Annotated in this window: 15 protein-coding genes; 6 read left to right on the top strand and 9 right to left on the bottom strand. The window is 53.1% G+C overall.

Annotated features, from left to right (window positions below; all coding sequences use genetic code 11):
- Window positions 1–15 precede the first annotated feature (15 nt).
- Window positions 16–1,029 (top strand): Imm63 family immunity protein, encoded by a 1,014-nt coding sequence (locus AAIE02_RS06090; protein WP_353621168.1) that lies wholly within the window; start codon window positions 16–18, stop codon window positions 1,027–1,029.
- Window positions 1,030–1,236: 207 nt separating this feature from the next.
- Here the strand turns inward: AAIE02_RS06090 and AAIE02_RS06085 are convergent, their stop codons facing one another.
- Both AAIE02_RS06085 and AAIE02_RS06080 read right to left on the bottom strand, forming a co-directional pair.
- A complete protein-coding gene (locus AAIE02_RS06085) occupies window positions 1,237–1,719 on the bottom strand; it encodes a glutathione peroxidase (RefSeq protein WP_336707377.1) in 483 nt (160 codons plus the stop codon).
- A gap of 10 nt (window positions 1,720–1,729) precedes the next feature.
- A complete protein-coding gene (locus AAIE02_RS06080) occupies window positions 1,730–2,584 on the bottom strand; it encodes an aminoglycoside phosphotransferase family protein (protein WP_498532668.1) in 855 nt (284 codons plus the stop codon).
- Window positions 2,585–3,098: 514 nt separating this feature from the next.
- Between AAIE02_RS06080 and AAIE02_RS06075 the strand changes: the two genes are divergently transcribed.
- Window positions 3,099–3,575, top strand: a complete 477-nt coding sequence (locus AAIE02_RS06075) for a GNAT family N-acetyltransferase (RefSeq protein WP_336707375.1) — start codon at window positions 3,099–3,101, stop codon at window positions 3,573–3,575.
- A gap of 179 nt (window positions 3,576–3,754) precedes the next feature.
- Here AAIE02_RS06075 and AAIE02_RS06070 read toward each other — a convergent pair whose 3' ends face one another.
- Window positions 3,755–4,159, bottom strand: a complete 405-nt coding sequence (locus AAIE02_RS06070) for a cell envelope integrity TolA C-terminal domain-containing protein (protein WP_498532163.1) — start codon at window positions 4,157–4,159, stop codon at window positions 3,755–3,757.
- 100 nt (window positions 4,160–4,259) lie between these two features.
- Window positions 4,260–5,168, bottom strand: a complete 909-nt coding sequence (locus AAIE02_RS06065) for a LysR family transcriptional regulator (RefSeq protein WP_336980950.1) — start codon at window positions 5,166–5,168, stop codon at window positions 4,260–4,262.
- Between the two features lie 93 nt (window positions 5,169–5,261).
- Between AAIE02_RS06065 and AAIE02_RS06060 the strand changes: the two genes are divergently transcribed.
- The 3 genes from AAIE02_RS06060 to AAIE02_RS06050 all read left to right on the top strand — a co-directional run bounded on the left by AAIE02_RS06060 (window position 5,262) and on the right by AAIE02_RS06050 (window position 7,862).
- Window positions 5,262–6,401: a DSD1 family PLP-dependent enzyme gene (locus AAIE02_RS06060; RefSeq protein WP_336980948.1), complete on the top strand. Its 1,140-nt coding sequence runs from the start codon at window positions 5,262–5,264 to the stop codon at window positions 6,399–6,401.
- 357 nt (window positions 6,402–6,758) lie between these two features.
- The gene (locus tag AAIE02_RS06055) at window positions 6,759–7,436 is read left to right on the top strand and encodes a hypothetical protein (protein WP_008459313.1); all 678 of its coding nucleotides are present in this window, start codon (window positions 6,759–6,761) and stop codon (window positions 7,434–7,436) included.
- A 105-nt stretch (window positions 7,437–7,541) separates the two neighbouring features.
- Window positions 7,542–7,862, top strand: a complete 321-nt coding sequence (locus AAIE02_RS06050) for a hypothetical protein (protein ID WP_336980946.1) — start codon at window positions 7,542–7,544, stop codon at window positions 7,860–7,862.
- A gap of 57 nt (window positions 7,863–7,919) precedes the next feature.
- Here the strand turns inward: AAIE02_RS06050 and AAIE02_RS06045 are convergent, their stop codons facing one another.
- Window positions 7,920–8,552, bottom strand: a complete 633-nt coding sequence (locus tag AAIE02_RS06045) for a TetR/AcrR family transcriptional regulator (RefSeq protein ID WP_336707371.1) — start codon at window positions 8,550–8,552, stop codon at window positions 7,920–7,922.
- A gap of 191 nt (window positions 8,553–8,743) precedes the next feature.
- Here AAIE02_RS06045 and AAIE02_RS06040 point away from each other — a divergent pair, with 191 nt between their 5' ends.
- Window positions 8,744–9,832: an AbrB family transcriptional regulator gene (locus AAIE02_RS06040; RefSeq protein ID WP_336980944.1), complete on the top strand. Its 1,089-nt coding sequence runs from the start codon at window positions 8,744–8,746 to the stop codon at window positions 9,830–9,832.
- A 3-nt stretch (window positions 9,833–9,835) separates the two neighbouring features.
- On the opposite strand, the gene AAIE02_RS06035 is transcribed toward AAIE02_RS06040, so the two are convergent.
- The 4 genes from AAIE02_RS06035 to pgaB form a co-directional block, all read right to left on the bottom strand.
- The gene (locus AAIE02_RS06035; RefSeq protein WP_336980942.1) at window positions 9,836–10,222 is read right to left on the bottom strand and encodes a hypothetical protein; all 387 of its coding nucleotides are present in this window, start codon (window positions 10,220–10,222) and stop codon (window positions 9,836–9,838) included.
- A 169-nt stretch (window positions 10,223–10,391) separates the two neighbouring features.
- A complete protein-coding gene (gene pgaD, locus AAIE02_RS06030; RefSeq protein WP_166993004.1) occupies window positions 10,392–10,826 on the bottom strand; it encodes a poly-beta-1,6-N-acetyl-D-glucosamine biosynthesis protein PgaD in 435 nt (144 codons plus the stop codon).
- On the bottom strand, window positions 10,826–12,154 hold the full coding sequence (gene pgaC, locus AAIE02_RS06025) for a poly-beta-1,6-N-acetyl-D-glucosamine synthase (protein WP_498532162.1): 1,329 nt from the start codon (window positions 12,152–12,154) through the stop codon (window positions 10,826–10,828). The genes pgaD and pgaC overlap by 1 nt, the downstream gene beginning before the upstream one ends.
- The gene (pgaB, locus tag AAIE02_RS06020; protein WP_336980937.1) at window positions 12,147–14,162 is read right to left on the bottom strand and encodes a poly-beta-1,6-N-acetyl-D-glucosamine N-deacetylase PgaB; all 2,016 of its coding nucleotides are present in this window, start codon (window positions 14,160–14,162) and stop codon (window positions 12,147–12,149) included. Before pgaB ends, pgaC begins: the two co-directional genes overlap by 8 nt.
- Between the last annotated feature and the right edge of the window lie 6 nt (window positions 14,163–14,168).

The raw sequence follows: 14,168 nt of genomic DNA, 5'->3' as shown, positions 1-14,168 counted from the left end.
ATGGAGTCCTTTGCAATGCGATACAGCGCTCATTTCTTAGACACATCTAACGATGATGGTTATCTTCACCATTCCATTTCGAATATAGATGCGGACCCAAATCCACAATCCCATCACTTAAGAACGAAGGTGTTAGTCTGTGAGCATGGCGCCCCTGTTTTATTGATCAACGTTTATGTTGAGGTGGATAATGACGGCTATATTACGGATAGCTGTTTTTGTGAAATGCTAAGTAATAATGAATACGTGGTTATCCTGTCAGGCCAGCACGTACATATCGTTGAAATATCTTCAAAACAGGTCAAAAGCATACGACCTGGCGACTCTGTCGGGCATATTTACTCAATCTATAACCCTGCCAGCACTGAGCTTAGCGAGAATTTCCTGGTCGCAACTTACTGCTACGTTTTTTTGCTCAACCTCACTAAAGGTATTCTCTGGCAGTCCCAAATGTGCGCTATTGATGGCGTAGTGATAGATGATATTGATGGCGATATCATTTCTGCTCGGGGAGAATGGGATCCTCCTGGTGGATGGGTAGACTTCAAACTTTCATTGAACACTGGTGTATTAATAAAAAACTTAAACACCCAGCCTGGAGTGAGGGAGAACCGACATGTTGAACATCGCACAATGAAAACTATCGAAACGCTGAGAGCTGAGCTTCTGGCTATTGGCGAGCAACTCGGGGGCGGCGTCAGGCCAAACCATTACTTTATTATTCCTGATAAGCCTGACTATTTCGCGACACCCTACCTGGAGATTCATGACCAGGAATATCATTTTGTGGTGAACGAGCGAGGTATGGAGATCACACGAAAGGTAACGCCAAGTGATGAGGAAATTCTTTATTGGTTTACTAGTTGCGGCGTCAATGCGTTAGCTTCAAGTTACGCTGCTACACACGCCTCGCCTGATGAAGAGTTCAGGACGGCGTATTTTAGAAAGCGGTTTTACTTGATGCTTTCAATAAAAACAGCGTGGGCAACCAGAGAGAAAAATGAAATCAAATCTCATCTTCACGTATAACCTCTGGAATAGTCATTATTCACCTTAATGGTATTACTCTATAGGCTGCTTCCGGCCAGGGGCCGACAAGCCTTCCGAGGCCAAGCTCTTGTGCAACGTATATCCGCAGCACCTGATTGAGAGATCGCCAGTTTTTTGCATCACCCTGTTCTTCACTTAGCCCTTTCACGTCGCACAGATAGCATTACTTTTCCAATGACGGGCACCTCAGATTTTAAGTGCCGCCACGATTGTAGCTTCCATTTTCTCCGGGGTAGTGAACGGAGCAAAACGCTTCAGCGGTTTTCCGTCCCGGCCAATCAGGAACTTTGTGAAGTTCCACTTGATCCGCCCGCCCAGCACGCCAGGCAATTCTTTCTTCAGATAACGAAACACGGGATGCGCTGCGGTGCCGTTGACCTCGACCTTTGCGAACATCGGGAAGCTGACACCGTAGTTAATATGGCACGTCCGGGCAATTTCGTCGGCGTCACCGGGTTCCTGCTTACCAAACTGGTTGCAGGGGAAACCAAGCACCACCAACCCCTGCGCGGCGTACTTCTTATAGAGCGCCTCGAGGCCTGCGTACTGCGGCGTGAAGCCACACTGGCTGGCGGTATTGACCACCAGCACCAGCTTATCGGCGTAATCGGACAGAGCGATCTGCTGGCCAGTCAGGCTCGTGGCCGTCAGTTGATGAAAAGGCTGCATGTTGGGTTCCTCAGTGCACGTCAAAATGGCCACGCAGCGCGGGCCGTAATTCTTCTATCGCTAGCTTAGCAACGCCTAATGCAGTGGGGTTAGTGCTTTCACTTTCCAATGACCACGCTGCGGACAGTCCGCCCCAGGCAATGATCCATTTGAGAAGCCGCTCTCTGTCCAGATTTGCTATCTCACTCACGGCACGCAGCCTGCGCTTAAAAATCTCCGGCACGGTAGCGACCGGCGGAGCTGGGTTATCCAAATCCGGGTTGGTGAAAATATTAGCAAAATCGAATCCTCGCTCCCCTATGACGCCTTTAGGATCGATCGCCCGCCAGCCCGATGATGCAAAATCAAGCACATTGCCGTGGTGTAAATCACCATGTAAGGCCACAACATCCTGCGGAGTGGTAAGTAGTTCTTGGGAGATATCTGAACAAAATGCCAGCAAGCCGCCCCGCTGCTGCGCCACTATTTTTAGCGAAGCAAACCAATCATCCAGCGAAGGCAACTGGGGCAAAGGCTTTTGCCAAACGCGATGCAGCCTGTTTGCCGTAGCACATAATATACGGCAGGCTTCGAGATCCTGACCTTCTCTGGACATTGTGGCTAATGACGCGGAGCCGGTGGCCCGGGCGAGAAGAATGGCTTCATCTTCATGGGCAATAACCTGCGCCGCGCCCCTGCCTGCCCACCAGACCAGCAGCGAGTTCCCCGTTTGTTCATCCCTGTCGGCAGTCACTTTCAGCATAGCCTCAGCGCCATCAGCTGCGGTTTTCACCGGCAGCAGCTGCGACGTATGGGTCTGAAAGGGAGTGCCGTCCGGAATCAGATCCCAGCGTTTCAGCCAGCAGCTTAGTTTGTCTTTATCCATAGGGCGGTTTTTATCTCCCATCATGCCAGATTGCCAGACTGGTGTTTGTCGCTAGCACAGCCAAGAAATTGCCAAACGAATATTAGGCTGCTTTGAGCGAGAGATGAAATCCTTATGCTGTCGGATTGAACTGGCGACACTGTTCATGACGCTTAATGGTTTGCAGGTTAAGCGAGGTACTGGCACATGGTGGACACCTTACCTGAACTGACGGTCCGCTACGAGCGAGTTGCGGACAGTGCGTTTTCAGATATACAGCGTTCTCACCTCAAGAAATTTCTCCAAACTTAACAAAATTGTTTTAATTAAGAGACCTGAAAGGTTGGCAGTATGCTCCCTTTATGTTTTAACTTGAATATTGAAACCTGTTAACATGCGTTCGTGTATATGCCTCCGGAGGAATGTCCGTCAGCAGTGCTGATTAATAATTTAACTGATTGCCCACGACGGATGCCAGCCGTTGACTGACTGGCTTTAAAACTACTCCTTCTTCATATATGCGACGTAAAATCATATGGTTATTAAAGCAGCTATTTCTGCTAATGCTACAGAACTTGAACAAATCTATTCATTATCATTTGAATCAAACGCCTCTTTTTTTCCTGATGATATGGAGGAAGAAGATAACGAGAGTGAAGAGGAATTTTCATTTGAGTCAGCATTAATGATGCCTGACAAAACAGTGCTGGGATTATGGGTAAATGATCGCCTCATCGGAGGTGCTGTTATTTTTGACAATTCTACAGGAATACTCACTCTTGACAGATTGTTCATTCTGCCTGAAGAACAGGGCAAAGGTTACGGTTTGCAGGCATGGATAGAAATTGAAAATATGTATCCTGATGCTAAAGAATGGACACTGAGAACACCGACATGCCTGATTAATAATGTGTGTTTTTACGTAAACAAGTGCGGTTTTACCATTGTGCGCGTCGAGGACATGGGAAATGATGGGGTTGGCATGTACGTTTTCTCGAAGAAAGCGAGCTAATCTTCAGTCTTTTCGAGTATAACCCCGCATTAGCTGCTCAATAATCACTCTATTGAGCAGCCATCTCCCTCTCTAAAGCTTGGCAACTCCTCTGATGACAAATGCAAAAAGATGTATGAAATGTCTGCTCCTGGCACAAACCGGACGCATAGAAACCAGTCCCATAAAAAATCAAAAACTCAGGGCTGCCCTTCCATATTCCAACCAGCCGATCCCATAACGTCGTAAACGTGTTGATCGGTAAATGCCGGGAATTTTGCGTGCCTGGAGGCTGCCAGCAAAGCGTCACAGTAGTTCTGGTCTCCACCTTTCACGATGAAATTTTGCAAGGTTCCATCTATTTTAAAATCAAGGTGCACATTGCACCTTTTTCCATTCCAGGCATGAGGCTCAGCAAGCGCGGCATCAAGTGCTTTCTTTATCCCCGAAGCCTGTTGACCATAAATATCCGTATCGGAAACTTTTCCCGTGCGATCGTAGGTGCAACTATCAAGCGCGCTCTTTTTTATACACTCTTTCGGGGCTAATGGAGCACATCCTGAAAGCATTATTGCGAACATGACCAGCATCGATAATTTAGTCATCCATAAATCCTTTTATGAAGCATTGCATTACGTGGCTTTTGCCACCGCTGGATTATGCCACTTCACCCAACTTAACGATTCACTTTTTGACCTACCAATATTAATACTCAGCCCACGGCCTCCCCGCCAGCCGCGCCTTAAGCAGCTCGATAAACTTTTGCGCCCTCGGGCTTCGTTCTGCCTGCGGAGTGCCGCTCAGCGCCACGATATCGGCATCCGGCAGCGTGTATTCCGGCAGAAGTCTCACCAGCTCGCCGCGGTGAATCTGCGGTAACACATCCCATTCGGACCGCATAATGATCCCCCTGCCCGCCAGCGCCCACTCTTTTACCACTCGCCCTTCGTTGCTCGACAATTTGGGCGAGATCCGCTGCGGGCAGTCCCCTTTGGGGCCGGAGAAGCGCCACAGCGTCACGTCTTCGCGGTTTTCCCGCAGTGCAATGCAGTCGTGATCCACCAGCTGTTCCGGCGTCAGCGGGGTGCCTTTTCGGTTCAGGTAGTCCGGGGAAGCGCAGATAAAGCGTTGGTTAGGCGCAAGCTTGATGCAGTGCATGCTGGAATCGCGTAGCTCGCCGATGAAAATCACCAGATCCCATTTGTGTAGCCTGGCCCAATGTGGGTCGTCGGAAAGTGTCAACTCCACCTCAAGGTTTTCATGCTGCGCGGCGTATTCCCCCAGCAGCGGCGCAATATAGTCGTTACCAAACCCCAGCGGGGCCAGCACGCGCAGCTTGCCTCTGACCTGTTGCCGCCTGTCGTCCAGGGCAGACTGCAGGCCAGCCAGCTCGGTGAGGATCTTCTCCGCCCGGCTCAGCAGCAGCGATCCTTCATCGGTGAGTGAAACCTGCCGCGAGGGCCGCAGAATAAGGTCGACGCCAAGCTTTTGTTCCAGCCCGCGCAGCCGCTGCGTAACGGAGGGCGGCGTGACATTCATCGCCCTTGCGCCGGCGGCCAGCGTATCGTGAGTAGCGATAGTACGGAAGAAAGCCAGATCGTCGCTGTTTATCATTAAGCCTGAACCTAATCATTAATTGATTTTATATTAATTTATACCTAATTAGCCGGATGACAAGATACAGCCTCACCCCACAGGAGACCCGCTATGTCCGCCGAATGGCTCACCACCCGTGATACCCCCTTTTTGCTGATCGAGAAAAGCAAATATTTGCGCAACATTGAGCGCCTGTACTCGCGCGTTCACGCCCTGGGCAGCGAGGTCCGGCCACATCTGAAAACCCTGCGCTCCATTGAGGCCGCCCGCTACCTGCTTAAACAAAGTGATTCCCCGGCCACGGTATCCACGCTCGCCGAAGCGGAAGCCTTTGCCGCTGCGGGTTACACCAACCTGCTTTACGCCGTCGGCATCGCGCCCCATAAACTTCCCCGCGTGGCGGCGCTGATGGCTAAAGGCGTGAACCTCCACATTCTGCTCGACAGCGAACCACAGGCTAGCGCCGTGGCCGAATATAGCCGGGCGCACGGCCTCAAGTTTTCGGTATTTATTGAGGTGGATTGCGACGGCCACCGGGGCGGATTGCCGCCGCACAGTGACGCTCTTTTGACCCTGGCCCGCATCATTGAGGCAAGCGGCTCGACGCTGACCGGACTGCTGGCTCACGCCGGAGAATCCTATAGCTGCCGCACGGACGAAGCTATTCTCGCGGCCGCCAGAGCCGAATGTGCCGCTATTAAAACCGCCGGAAGCCGCCTGCGCGCGCAGGGCTATGCCTGTCCCGTATTAAGCGTAGGAGCCACGCCGACAGCCCATTTTGCGGACGATCTCACGGACATCAGTGAAGTCAGAGCCGGGGTGTTTACCACCTTCGACCTGGTGATGAAAAACGTCGGCGTCTGCCGCCTGGAGGATATTGCGCTTAGCGTTGTCGCCACGGTGATTGGCCACAACAGGGAGAAAGGCTGGATATTTATTGATGCCGGCTGGATGGCACTTTCTCGCGACAGGGGCACGGCGGCGCAAAGCCAGGACTACGGTTACGGTCAGGTGTGCAGCCTGAGCGGAGAGCCCTACGAAAACCTGCTGGTCACCACGACCAACCAGGAGCACGGCATCGTTGCCCTGCCGGACAGTTCAACTTTGACCGTCGATGATTTCCCCGTCGGCAGCCGGGTGCGCATTCTGCCCAACCACGCCTGCGCCACCGCCGCCATGCATCAGCACTATCAGGTTCTGAGCGAAGATGGCGAGGGGCACGAGGTCTGGTCGCGGATCGTGGGCTGGTAAGCGTCAGTCAGGCTAATCAACGGCGGGGGATACCGAAAGGTTCCCTTTTTTGCCATGCCTTTGTGCTCCCACGCCCGAAGGTTTGAACATATATTTCACAACTAAATCTTATATGTTGTTGAAAACGACCTCTGATTTATGGTGTCAATTGTAACGATCTATAAATTAGTTTGTTTTATGTTTTGCCAGTGATATTAATTTGAATACGACAGAAATTATTTTTATTTATTTCTCTGACCTCAATCGTCCCCTAATATATCGGGAGGACTGCCTATGGCATAACAACAACACAAATATATTATGCATTACTTAATTCAGGTTGTAATTATTACATTCACTCAGCAAAAGGTATATATCATGAGCACAATGATTAAATTTAATCTGACTAATCAGAGCAGCACTCAGCAGGACTTTTTCTTCTTTCAAAAACCCGCTATATACAGTGGTGGAAGTAATGTCTACTCAAATAGTATCCAGAGTATTGTACTGGCACCTTATTCGACCAGCAGCAGCACTTATACTTTTCTGATTAATATGCAATTTTATGCCGGAGTTCAACAGGCAAATACGCCTCCTGTGGTAGGAAAACAATCAGGATTTTTATCCGCTATCCGTCCTATCGACCTGACGCCGGCCACCGGCACCCCGTCGAAAGGAAACTCCACCAGCCTGTCGCTGAATCCCTTTGGGTTAAGCTCGCCAGTGACAGACGCGGAGGCGGAACCGGGATCGTTTCGCATAGTCTCGCCGGTCTTTAGCCCTAATCTAAACCACGTCAACGGCGGCTCTGCCGTTATGCTGGGCGATGGCAGCGTCGTACTGTCAAACTTCACCACGGTGTTACCAAACCAAAACCTGGACTGCCAGCCAATTCTGAAATACTACATCCAGACAGGGTCATACCAGTCCGGCACTGTAATGAACTTCACCAGCTCATCCAACAGCGCTGCGCTTTGTGACGCCACCGAAGGAGAGTCAATTTTTGACGTTACTTATAATGCCGACGGTACCTGGACCGTGGTATCGAGCTGTTAAACATAAATATTGAGCTTCTGCACGGATTTATTACCCCTGCAGAAGCTCTTTATTTTTATGGCCTGTTGCTTATCATCAAACAATAGCATTTAAATGAGGTGTTCAATGTTAAAAGAAAATGATCTTGTCAATGCCGACGACCTTACATCCTGGGCTAAGAAACATGATTGTAAAGTAATAGAAAATAATGGCGATACTTATATAGGCAACCCACCAACCGCCACCAAATACCCTCACTTTCATATTTTTTCTAATGGAAAAACTAATCTGAGTGTCGGATCATCTAAAAATGAAACCGTGGGTACCAACCAGACAATCGACCCGGAAAAGCTGCGGCAGGCCTGCGAGCGATTTAGCCAGTGGCCTATTGTCGCCCCACTCAAACTGGCCATTGAGTGGGTATTAAACCCTGAAAGGAATAATTAATCTTGTTTGAAAAAAACCTTATAAGGATGGCGGTTTATTCCGCCATTTTTTAACGACTCAGCGCATCGGCTTCGACGCGGCGCCCTTTGTTTTTTCCGTCGTCAGGTACAGCTCCAGCAGCGTCTGCGCTTCGTTGAGCACCGCTTTACGCTCTGCGTCATTCTGCAGATTGGCCGCCGCCGCACCTTTGAGCATTTGCAGGATAACAATGGTCATCAGGCCGGCACGTTCGGCGGATAAACTGGGGATCACAACCTGCAGCGCGGTGGAGAACCCGCCGCGCATGGCATCCCTGAACTGAAGGCGGGCCGCTTCATGCTCGCCACGCTCTTCCACCAGCCTCAGGGCAAAGGTTCGCTGTGACTGCAGCGAAAGCACAAAGCGAGTGAACAGATCCGCTGCGGTGGGAATGTCTACCCCGGTAACGCTGGCCTCCAGCACTTCCAGCCGGTCGATCACTTCGCGGGTGTACTCCAGCAGCAGCGCGTCGGCCAGCGACTCTTTGTTGGGGAAAAACCGGTACAGCGAGCCAATGGCCGTGCCGGAGCTGGCGGCGATCTCGGTCATGGTTACGGCGTCAAATCCCTTCTCGCCGAAGAGTCGTGTGGCCGCTTCGGTTATCGCCGCCACACGAAGATGGCCACGCAGGCGTTTAGGCTGGTTTGCCGCTAAGGGCGCTGGTTTCGTCATAAAATATTTCGTATCAATCCGCTAACATTTATTCGCATAACGCCCATTGAGATATGCGAGGGCATCCTCTAGAATCTGAGTTAGGCGAGAACATCCTCGCATAACTTAACTCTCCCAGAGTGTAAGCCACGACTCCGGCGTGAGCCAGCTTAAACCGAATATTCTTCCGCGCTGCGGGCGGCTATACAACGATGAAGAAACAAGATCCTGCCACACCTAACGGTTATCGCCTGCTGTCACCGCAGCGTATGCAGTGGAGCACGCTGATTATTGCCACCGCGCTTTTCGGCGGGCTGCTTACCTGGCTGAATATTCCTGCCGCCCTGCTGCTCGGGCCGATGGCCGCCGGGATTGTGGTCTCGCTGAACGGCGCAAAAATTCAGCCCAACGGCACGCTGTTTCTCATCGCCCAGGGCATCATCGGCTGCATGATTGCCAGCAAAATGCCCCGCAGCCTCGCCGACACCTTCGGCTCTCACTGGCTGCTGTTTATTGTCTGCGTCTTTTCGGTGATTTTTATCTGCATGCTGCTCGGCTGGATAATGACCCGCATGCGCATCCTGCCCGGAACCACCGCGCTCTGGGGATTAAGCCCCGGCGCAGCCACGGCCATGACGCTGATGGCCGAAGCCAACGGCGCAGACACACAGCTTGTCGCCGCCATGCAATATCTGCGGGTGATTATGGTAGCAAGCGTCGCTTCCGTGCTGATGAAAGTCTCAGGTGAGCACGTCCCGGCCACATCTGCGACGATCGATCTTTTTGCACACGGCTCTTACGTTGCGCTGGCTGAAACTTTCGGGCTTATTGCCTTCGGCTGTATTGCGGCCAAACTTCTGCGTTTGCCTGCCGGCGCGCTGTTGATCACGCTGGTCGCTGGCGTGGTGCTGTCGCAAAATAACTGGATTGAGATCGCGCTTCCGCAGTGGGTGCTGGTGCTGGCATACACCATCGTCGGCTGGCGCATTGGGCTGAAATTTACGCGTCCGCTGTTAAAACATGCCGCCCAGGTACTGCCGCGCATCGCGGTCAGCATTGTGATTTTGATTGCCCTTTGCGGCCTGATGGCGGCGGGATTGGTGGTCGTGGCCGATATCGACCCGCTCACCGCTTATTTAGCCATGAGCCCCGGCGGGGCCGATTCCGTGGCAATTATCGCCGCCTCCAGCAAGCACATCGACATCGCCTTTGTGATGTCGATGCAGATGACCCGTTTTATTATTCTGGTCGCCTTCGGGCCGATCATCGGTAATATCATGCAGCGGCAGGCGAAGAGGTGAAACTCAGTTTCTGGCTGAACGCCGTTTCATCGTCTCTTCAATATAACTTTCGATATGAATGTTGTGCTCCCTGTTCACTCGCGCAATAAATACCGGGAGGAAGTCGGACGAAGTGTGAAGCGTATTCGCGACAAGGCAGTCAAAATCACGCTGAGTGAAACGAAGATTTCCCCTCAATGTCGAATGCTGCAGCAAAGTGTGTGCAATCACCTCAAGGGCGGCGCGCCTGTAATCATCCGTACGCAGAACATCCAAATCAGTTGGGAGAATCTCAAAGTCGAAAGAGTGGCTTATAAACCCTGATTCAACGGGTTGCGAGTAAATCAGTCGCTCCCCCTCCTGATTCACATGAGGTTCCCACCCATCACCCAATAATCGAACTGATTGCACGACTCCCCCTCTTTTTTGATTCTTTTTCACCCGTACAAGAGATGCTAAAACCTCTCCAGCCACCCACAATTTTTATCTGACTCAGCGAACAATTAAGATTATCGGCCACCCGAACTCATTATTGAGTCCGGGTATTGCCGCTGTTCAGAATACTGACGGGAAACCGGGGTTAATCCGCTTCGCTCTCTGCACGATTATTTTTAAGATCGATTATCTGCCCAATCTGGTCGTGATAAACCGTTAACTGGTTATAGCGGCTCATCTCGGACACCAGCTGCGTCGGCAGGTTAAAGCTGCGGGCCAGGTCGCCAGGCTGAAACGGTTTGTGTTCATCGAGGTATCGGTCGCTGTACCTGCGCAGGCTGTACTGATACCAGAGGATCAGCAACCAACCGTTGATGGCCGCAATCAGCAGGTACAGCAGCACGGAATTGAGCGACTGCGCGACGATTTCCCCGCGCTGGTCGGGCAATAACATCAGCTGCAGCAGCAAGTTTTTCCATACAAAGTACAAAAAACCAGCCCAGGCAATAGCGGTTATCAGGCCATCGAACAGGCGCGGTCCCAGTCGATCTTCGGTCAAAATCAGCGTGTTGGTCTGCATCATATTCTTCCTTTTCCACGGTCAGGACTTACCCAGCGCGCGCGGGCGCGGCGGCGTTTAAGCATCACTTTCGGGAACGACACCAGAGTGGTAAACAGGCCTATCATCCAGTACATCAGCGGGAACCAGACGATCCAGAACAGCGACCCGGCGATCTGCTTTTCATAGCGCCGCTCAATGAACAGGCTGATCAGGAACTGCATCAGGCACATTACGCCCAGCAGCAGCCCGGTAAACGCCGGCGGAAAGAGCGTTTCAACCACTAGGTTTGCCGGCAGCGTGGTCAGGTGGCTGGCAATAAACAGCAGGATGGTGATCGCGTAGGCGAAGGCCCACACCGTCGACAACACGTACTCCATAAACAGCGGCCACATCCGGCGGTGTTCCCAGCGCAACAGGCGACGCAGGTTGACCAGAAACACTTCCGCCCCGCCCTGCGCCCAGCGCAGTCGCTGTTTCCAAAGCCCTTTGAGCGTTTCCGGCATCAGGATCCAACACAGCGCACGCGGCTCAAAATAGAGCGTCCAGTGATGCAGCTGCAGTTTCCAGCTGATATCAATGTCCTCGGTGATCATATCCGGGCTCCAGTAGCCGACGTCCGCCAGCGCCTGGCGGCGAAAGGCGGCTATCACGCCGGAAACGGTAAAGACACGGCCATAAATACGCTGGGTACGTTTAATCAGCCCAATTATCGAAGAAAACTCACCGACCTGGATCCGGCCAATCAGGTTCGAGCGGGTGCGGATCCTTGGGTTTCCGGTCACGGCGCCCACATTGGGATGCCGAATCAGCGGCATCACAAGGTAAGCCGCCGTGTCCCGCTCGAGTAAGGCATCCCCGTCGATGCACACCAGCAGATCTCCGCGTGCGGCGGCGGCCCCGGCCTTTAGCGCTACGGCTTTTCCCTGATTCGCCGCCAGATGAATCACTCGTAGTTTTGGGTATTCCACCGCGAGCTGGTTCAGGATCTCGGCGGTGTTATCCCGAGAGCCGTCGTTGATGGCGATAACCTCGATGTTGGTGTAGCGCTGGGCCAGCGCGGCCTCTATCGTTTCCCGGGCGTTTTTGCCTTCGTTAAAGCACGGGATCAGAATAGAAATCAGCGGATTACCTTCCAGCTGCAGCGGCGGCACATCTTTGCCCCACGGCCAGTGGCGCTCCAGCCGGTACCAGAAATAGAGCCCGCCGGTCATCCACAGTACCGACATAAACAGTGGCCAGAAGAACACAAAATCCAGCAGGATTTTCCCGGTAAATACCGCCGCCATACCGAGCGGCAGCCCAAAGACCAGGCCCAGAATCAGCAAGGAAAGAAGACGATCAGTCATTGTTTGGGTACCAGTAAGAGGACATTTCAGGTCTGATATGTGAAATATCAGGCTGGTTATTGATGAAGTCGTCCGGGTAATAGCCGTAGTGTTTCACCCCATTCAGCTGCAGCAGCTGCATCCATTCCACCAGCTGTTTATCCGCGATGCCTTTCTGCGTCTTGTGGTTCCAGTCGCGCGCCTGAAGCTCAAAAATGGTTTTATTCATTCCCGAAGGCTTCGCCGCGACGGCTTTAATTAGCCGTTCCAGCCAGCTATTGCTCTCTTCCGGCGGCACGGACTCCATCAGCGGCATCGCCATCGGCACCGTCCAGTCGTAAGCGGCCAGGAAATCGTCAATGTTCTGGGCGAACCACGTCTCGCTCTCTGGCTCCAGAATCGGCAGTGCAAAGATATTTCGGGCGGTCTTTATCTGCGGGCCACGAATATTCCGCACCGCGTCGGTCAGCGTGCGCGTGAATGAGATCAGCGTCTGGCTTTTAAAGCGCGTCCAGCTTCGCAGTTCGGCAGGGTTTTGATGAATGTCGCCGATGCTGCCCTGGAACCCTGCCTGCCGGTAGGCGGCCATGGCGTCCGGCCCGGCATCTTCAAAGTCCGTGAGGAGCGCGTCGTCGTGAAAAAGAATGCCGTCAAATACCGCATGTCGGGCGAGATCTTCGTAGATGTCGATTATCTGGTGACGAACCTGTCGGTTCCATGGGGAAAGCCGTAGATAAGGGCTGGTGGCCCGCTGCGTCTTCCCGCTGGCGGCGTCCCAGCGTTGCACCCTGGGCAGCGCGGCGTTCAGATCAAAAGAGAGCACCGGCAGCCAGGCGAAGACTTTGGCATCGCCCCTGGTGCGTAACTGCCAGGCGACAAAGTTAAACAGGTCAGCGCGTACGGGCAGCCAACGGTTGGGAAAATAGAGCGACTTGATATTGCCGTCGCCAAGCGGGTCTGAGAACGCCTGCAAAAAGACATGGCTGATTTTCATGTCATACACCCGCTGCACCAGCGCATCGATATTCTTCGCCTGCTGCACCGGGTTCGGGTCGTAGACGTAGTCGAGATCCACATGCATAACGCGCACCGGATCGGGCTCCCGGACGCGGCTCACCATGCTGGCGAACGCTTTGAGCGTCGGGTTACCCGAGATCAGCACGCGCGGGATATTGTCCAGGTCGCGGGCGTCAGCGAGACCATCATTGAGCGTGAACGCCAGCTGGTAGCCCTGCTTTTTGAGCACGCTAAGCGAGGTGCCGTTGGCCGCGCCATAGGGCCAGACCCAGGCGCGAGGGGCCTTCCCGCTGAGCTGTTGAATTTTGCGACTGATTTGGCGCACGTCGTCGTCAATACGGCGGGTGAATTGCTCGTCACTTTCATACTGACCGGTGACTTTATTCCACGCCCGGTTGGCCACCGCAGGCTCACGGCTTCCCTGGGGATTCGCCTGAATACCGTAATGTGAAGCCCAGGTGTGCGCCCCTATTTCAACCAGCGGGGACTGGCTAAGCTCGCGCACCATATCCCAGGTGGCAAACTTATCGCGGGCGGTCATCAGCCCGCCAAAATCAACCTTCTTCCCCGGCGGGGTGTCTACCCAACTGCCCACGGGCGCCCAGAGTGCGGGCACATTGTATGCTTTAAGCAGCGGCCACACGCGGGTGTAGAAGCTGCTGTAACCGTCATCGAAGGTGAGCAAAAATGCCTTTGGCGGCAGCGGCGTGCCGCCCCGGTGAGCGTCCAGAATCGACTGCACGCTTACCGCGCGGTAGCCGTTTTGCAGCAGCCAGCTGATTTGCTCGTTAAGGGCGCTGGTGCGCACCGCCAGATAACGCTGATCGGGATCGCGGTCTTCAACGTCATGGTACGCCAGCACCAGAAAATGGTTCTTCGGCCAGGGCTGGTTGGCTTCAGGCAGCGGCCGCGCTTTTGGCGGCAGAAAATGAATCTCCTGCGCGCCCAGGCCAGAAAAGGTCAATAACCAGCCAAAAACGATCAGGCCGAGGCGAAAACTGTTGGTCAGCATGTTTGT

This window comes from Cedecea sp. Ae19-4 (assembly GCF_059801165.1).
This window is presented reverse-complemented; position numbering and strand designations above follow the sequence as displayed.

Bases quoted from the DNA above. Each gene is read 5' to 3' on its own strand.
- AAIE02_RS06090 (WP_353621168.1), top strand. From the start codon at position 16: ATGCGATACAGCGCTCATTTCTTAGACACATCTAACGATGATGGTTAT.
- AAIE02_RS06085 (WP_336707377.1), bottom strand. From the start codon at position 1,719: ATGCAGCCTTTTCATCAACTGACGGCCACGAGCCTGACTGGCCAGCAG.
- AAIE02_RS06080 (WP_498532668.1), bottom strand. From the start codon at position 2,584: ATGGATAAAGACAAACTAAGCTGCTGGCTGAAACGCTGGGATCTGATT.
- AAIE02_RS06075 (WP_336707375.1), top strand. From the start codon at position 3,099: ATGGTTATTAAAGCAGCTATTTCTGCTAATGCTACAGAACTTGAACAA.
- AAIE02_RS06070 (WP_498532163.1), bottom strand. From the start codon at position 4,159: ATGACTAAATTATCGATGCTGGTCATGTTCGCAATAATGCTTTCAGGA.
- AAIE02_RS06065 (WP_336980950.1), bottom strand. From the start codon at position 5,168: ATGATAAACAGCGACGATCTGGCTTTCTTCCGTACTATCGCTACTCAC.
- AAIE02_RS06060 (WP_336980948.1), top strand. From the start codon at position 5,262: ATGTCCGCCGAATGGCTCACCACCCGTGATACCCCCTTTTTGCTGATC.
- AAIE02_RS06055 (WP_008459313.1), top strand. From the start codon at position 6,759: ATGAGCACAATGATTAAATTTAATCTGACTAATCAGAGCAGCACTCAG.
- AAIE02_RS06050 (WP_336980946.1), top strand. From the start codon at position 7,542: ATGTTAAAAGAAAATGATCTTGTCAATGCCGACGACCTTACATCCTGG.
- AAIE02_RS06045 (WP_336707371.1), bottom strand. From the start codon at position 8,552: ATGACGAAACCAGCGCCCTTAGCGGCAAACCAGCCTAAACGCCTGCGT.
- AAIE02_RS06040 (WP_336980944.1), top strand. From the start codon at position 8,744: ATGAAGAAACAAGATCCTGCCACACCTAACGGTTATCGCCTGCTGTCA.
- pgaD (WP_166993004.1), bottom strand. From the start codon at position 10,826: ATGCAGACCAACACGCTGATTTTGACCGAAGATCGACTGGGACCGCGC.
- pgaC (WP_498532162.1), bottom strand. From the start codon at position 12,154: ATGACTGATCGTCTTCTTTCCTTGCTGATTCTGGGCCTGGTCTTTGGG.
- pgaB (WP_336980937.1), bottom strand. From the start codon at position 14,162: ATGCTGACCAACAGTTTTCGCCTCGGCCTGATCGTTTTTGGCTGGTTA.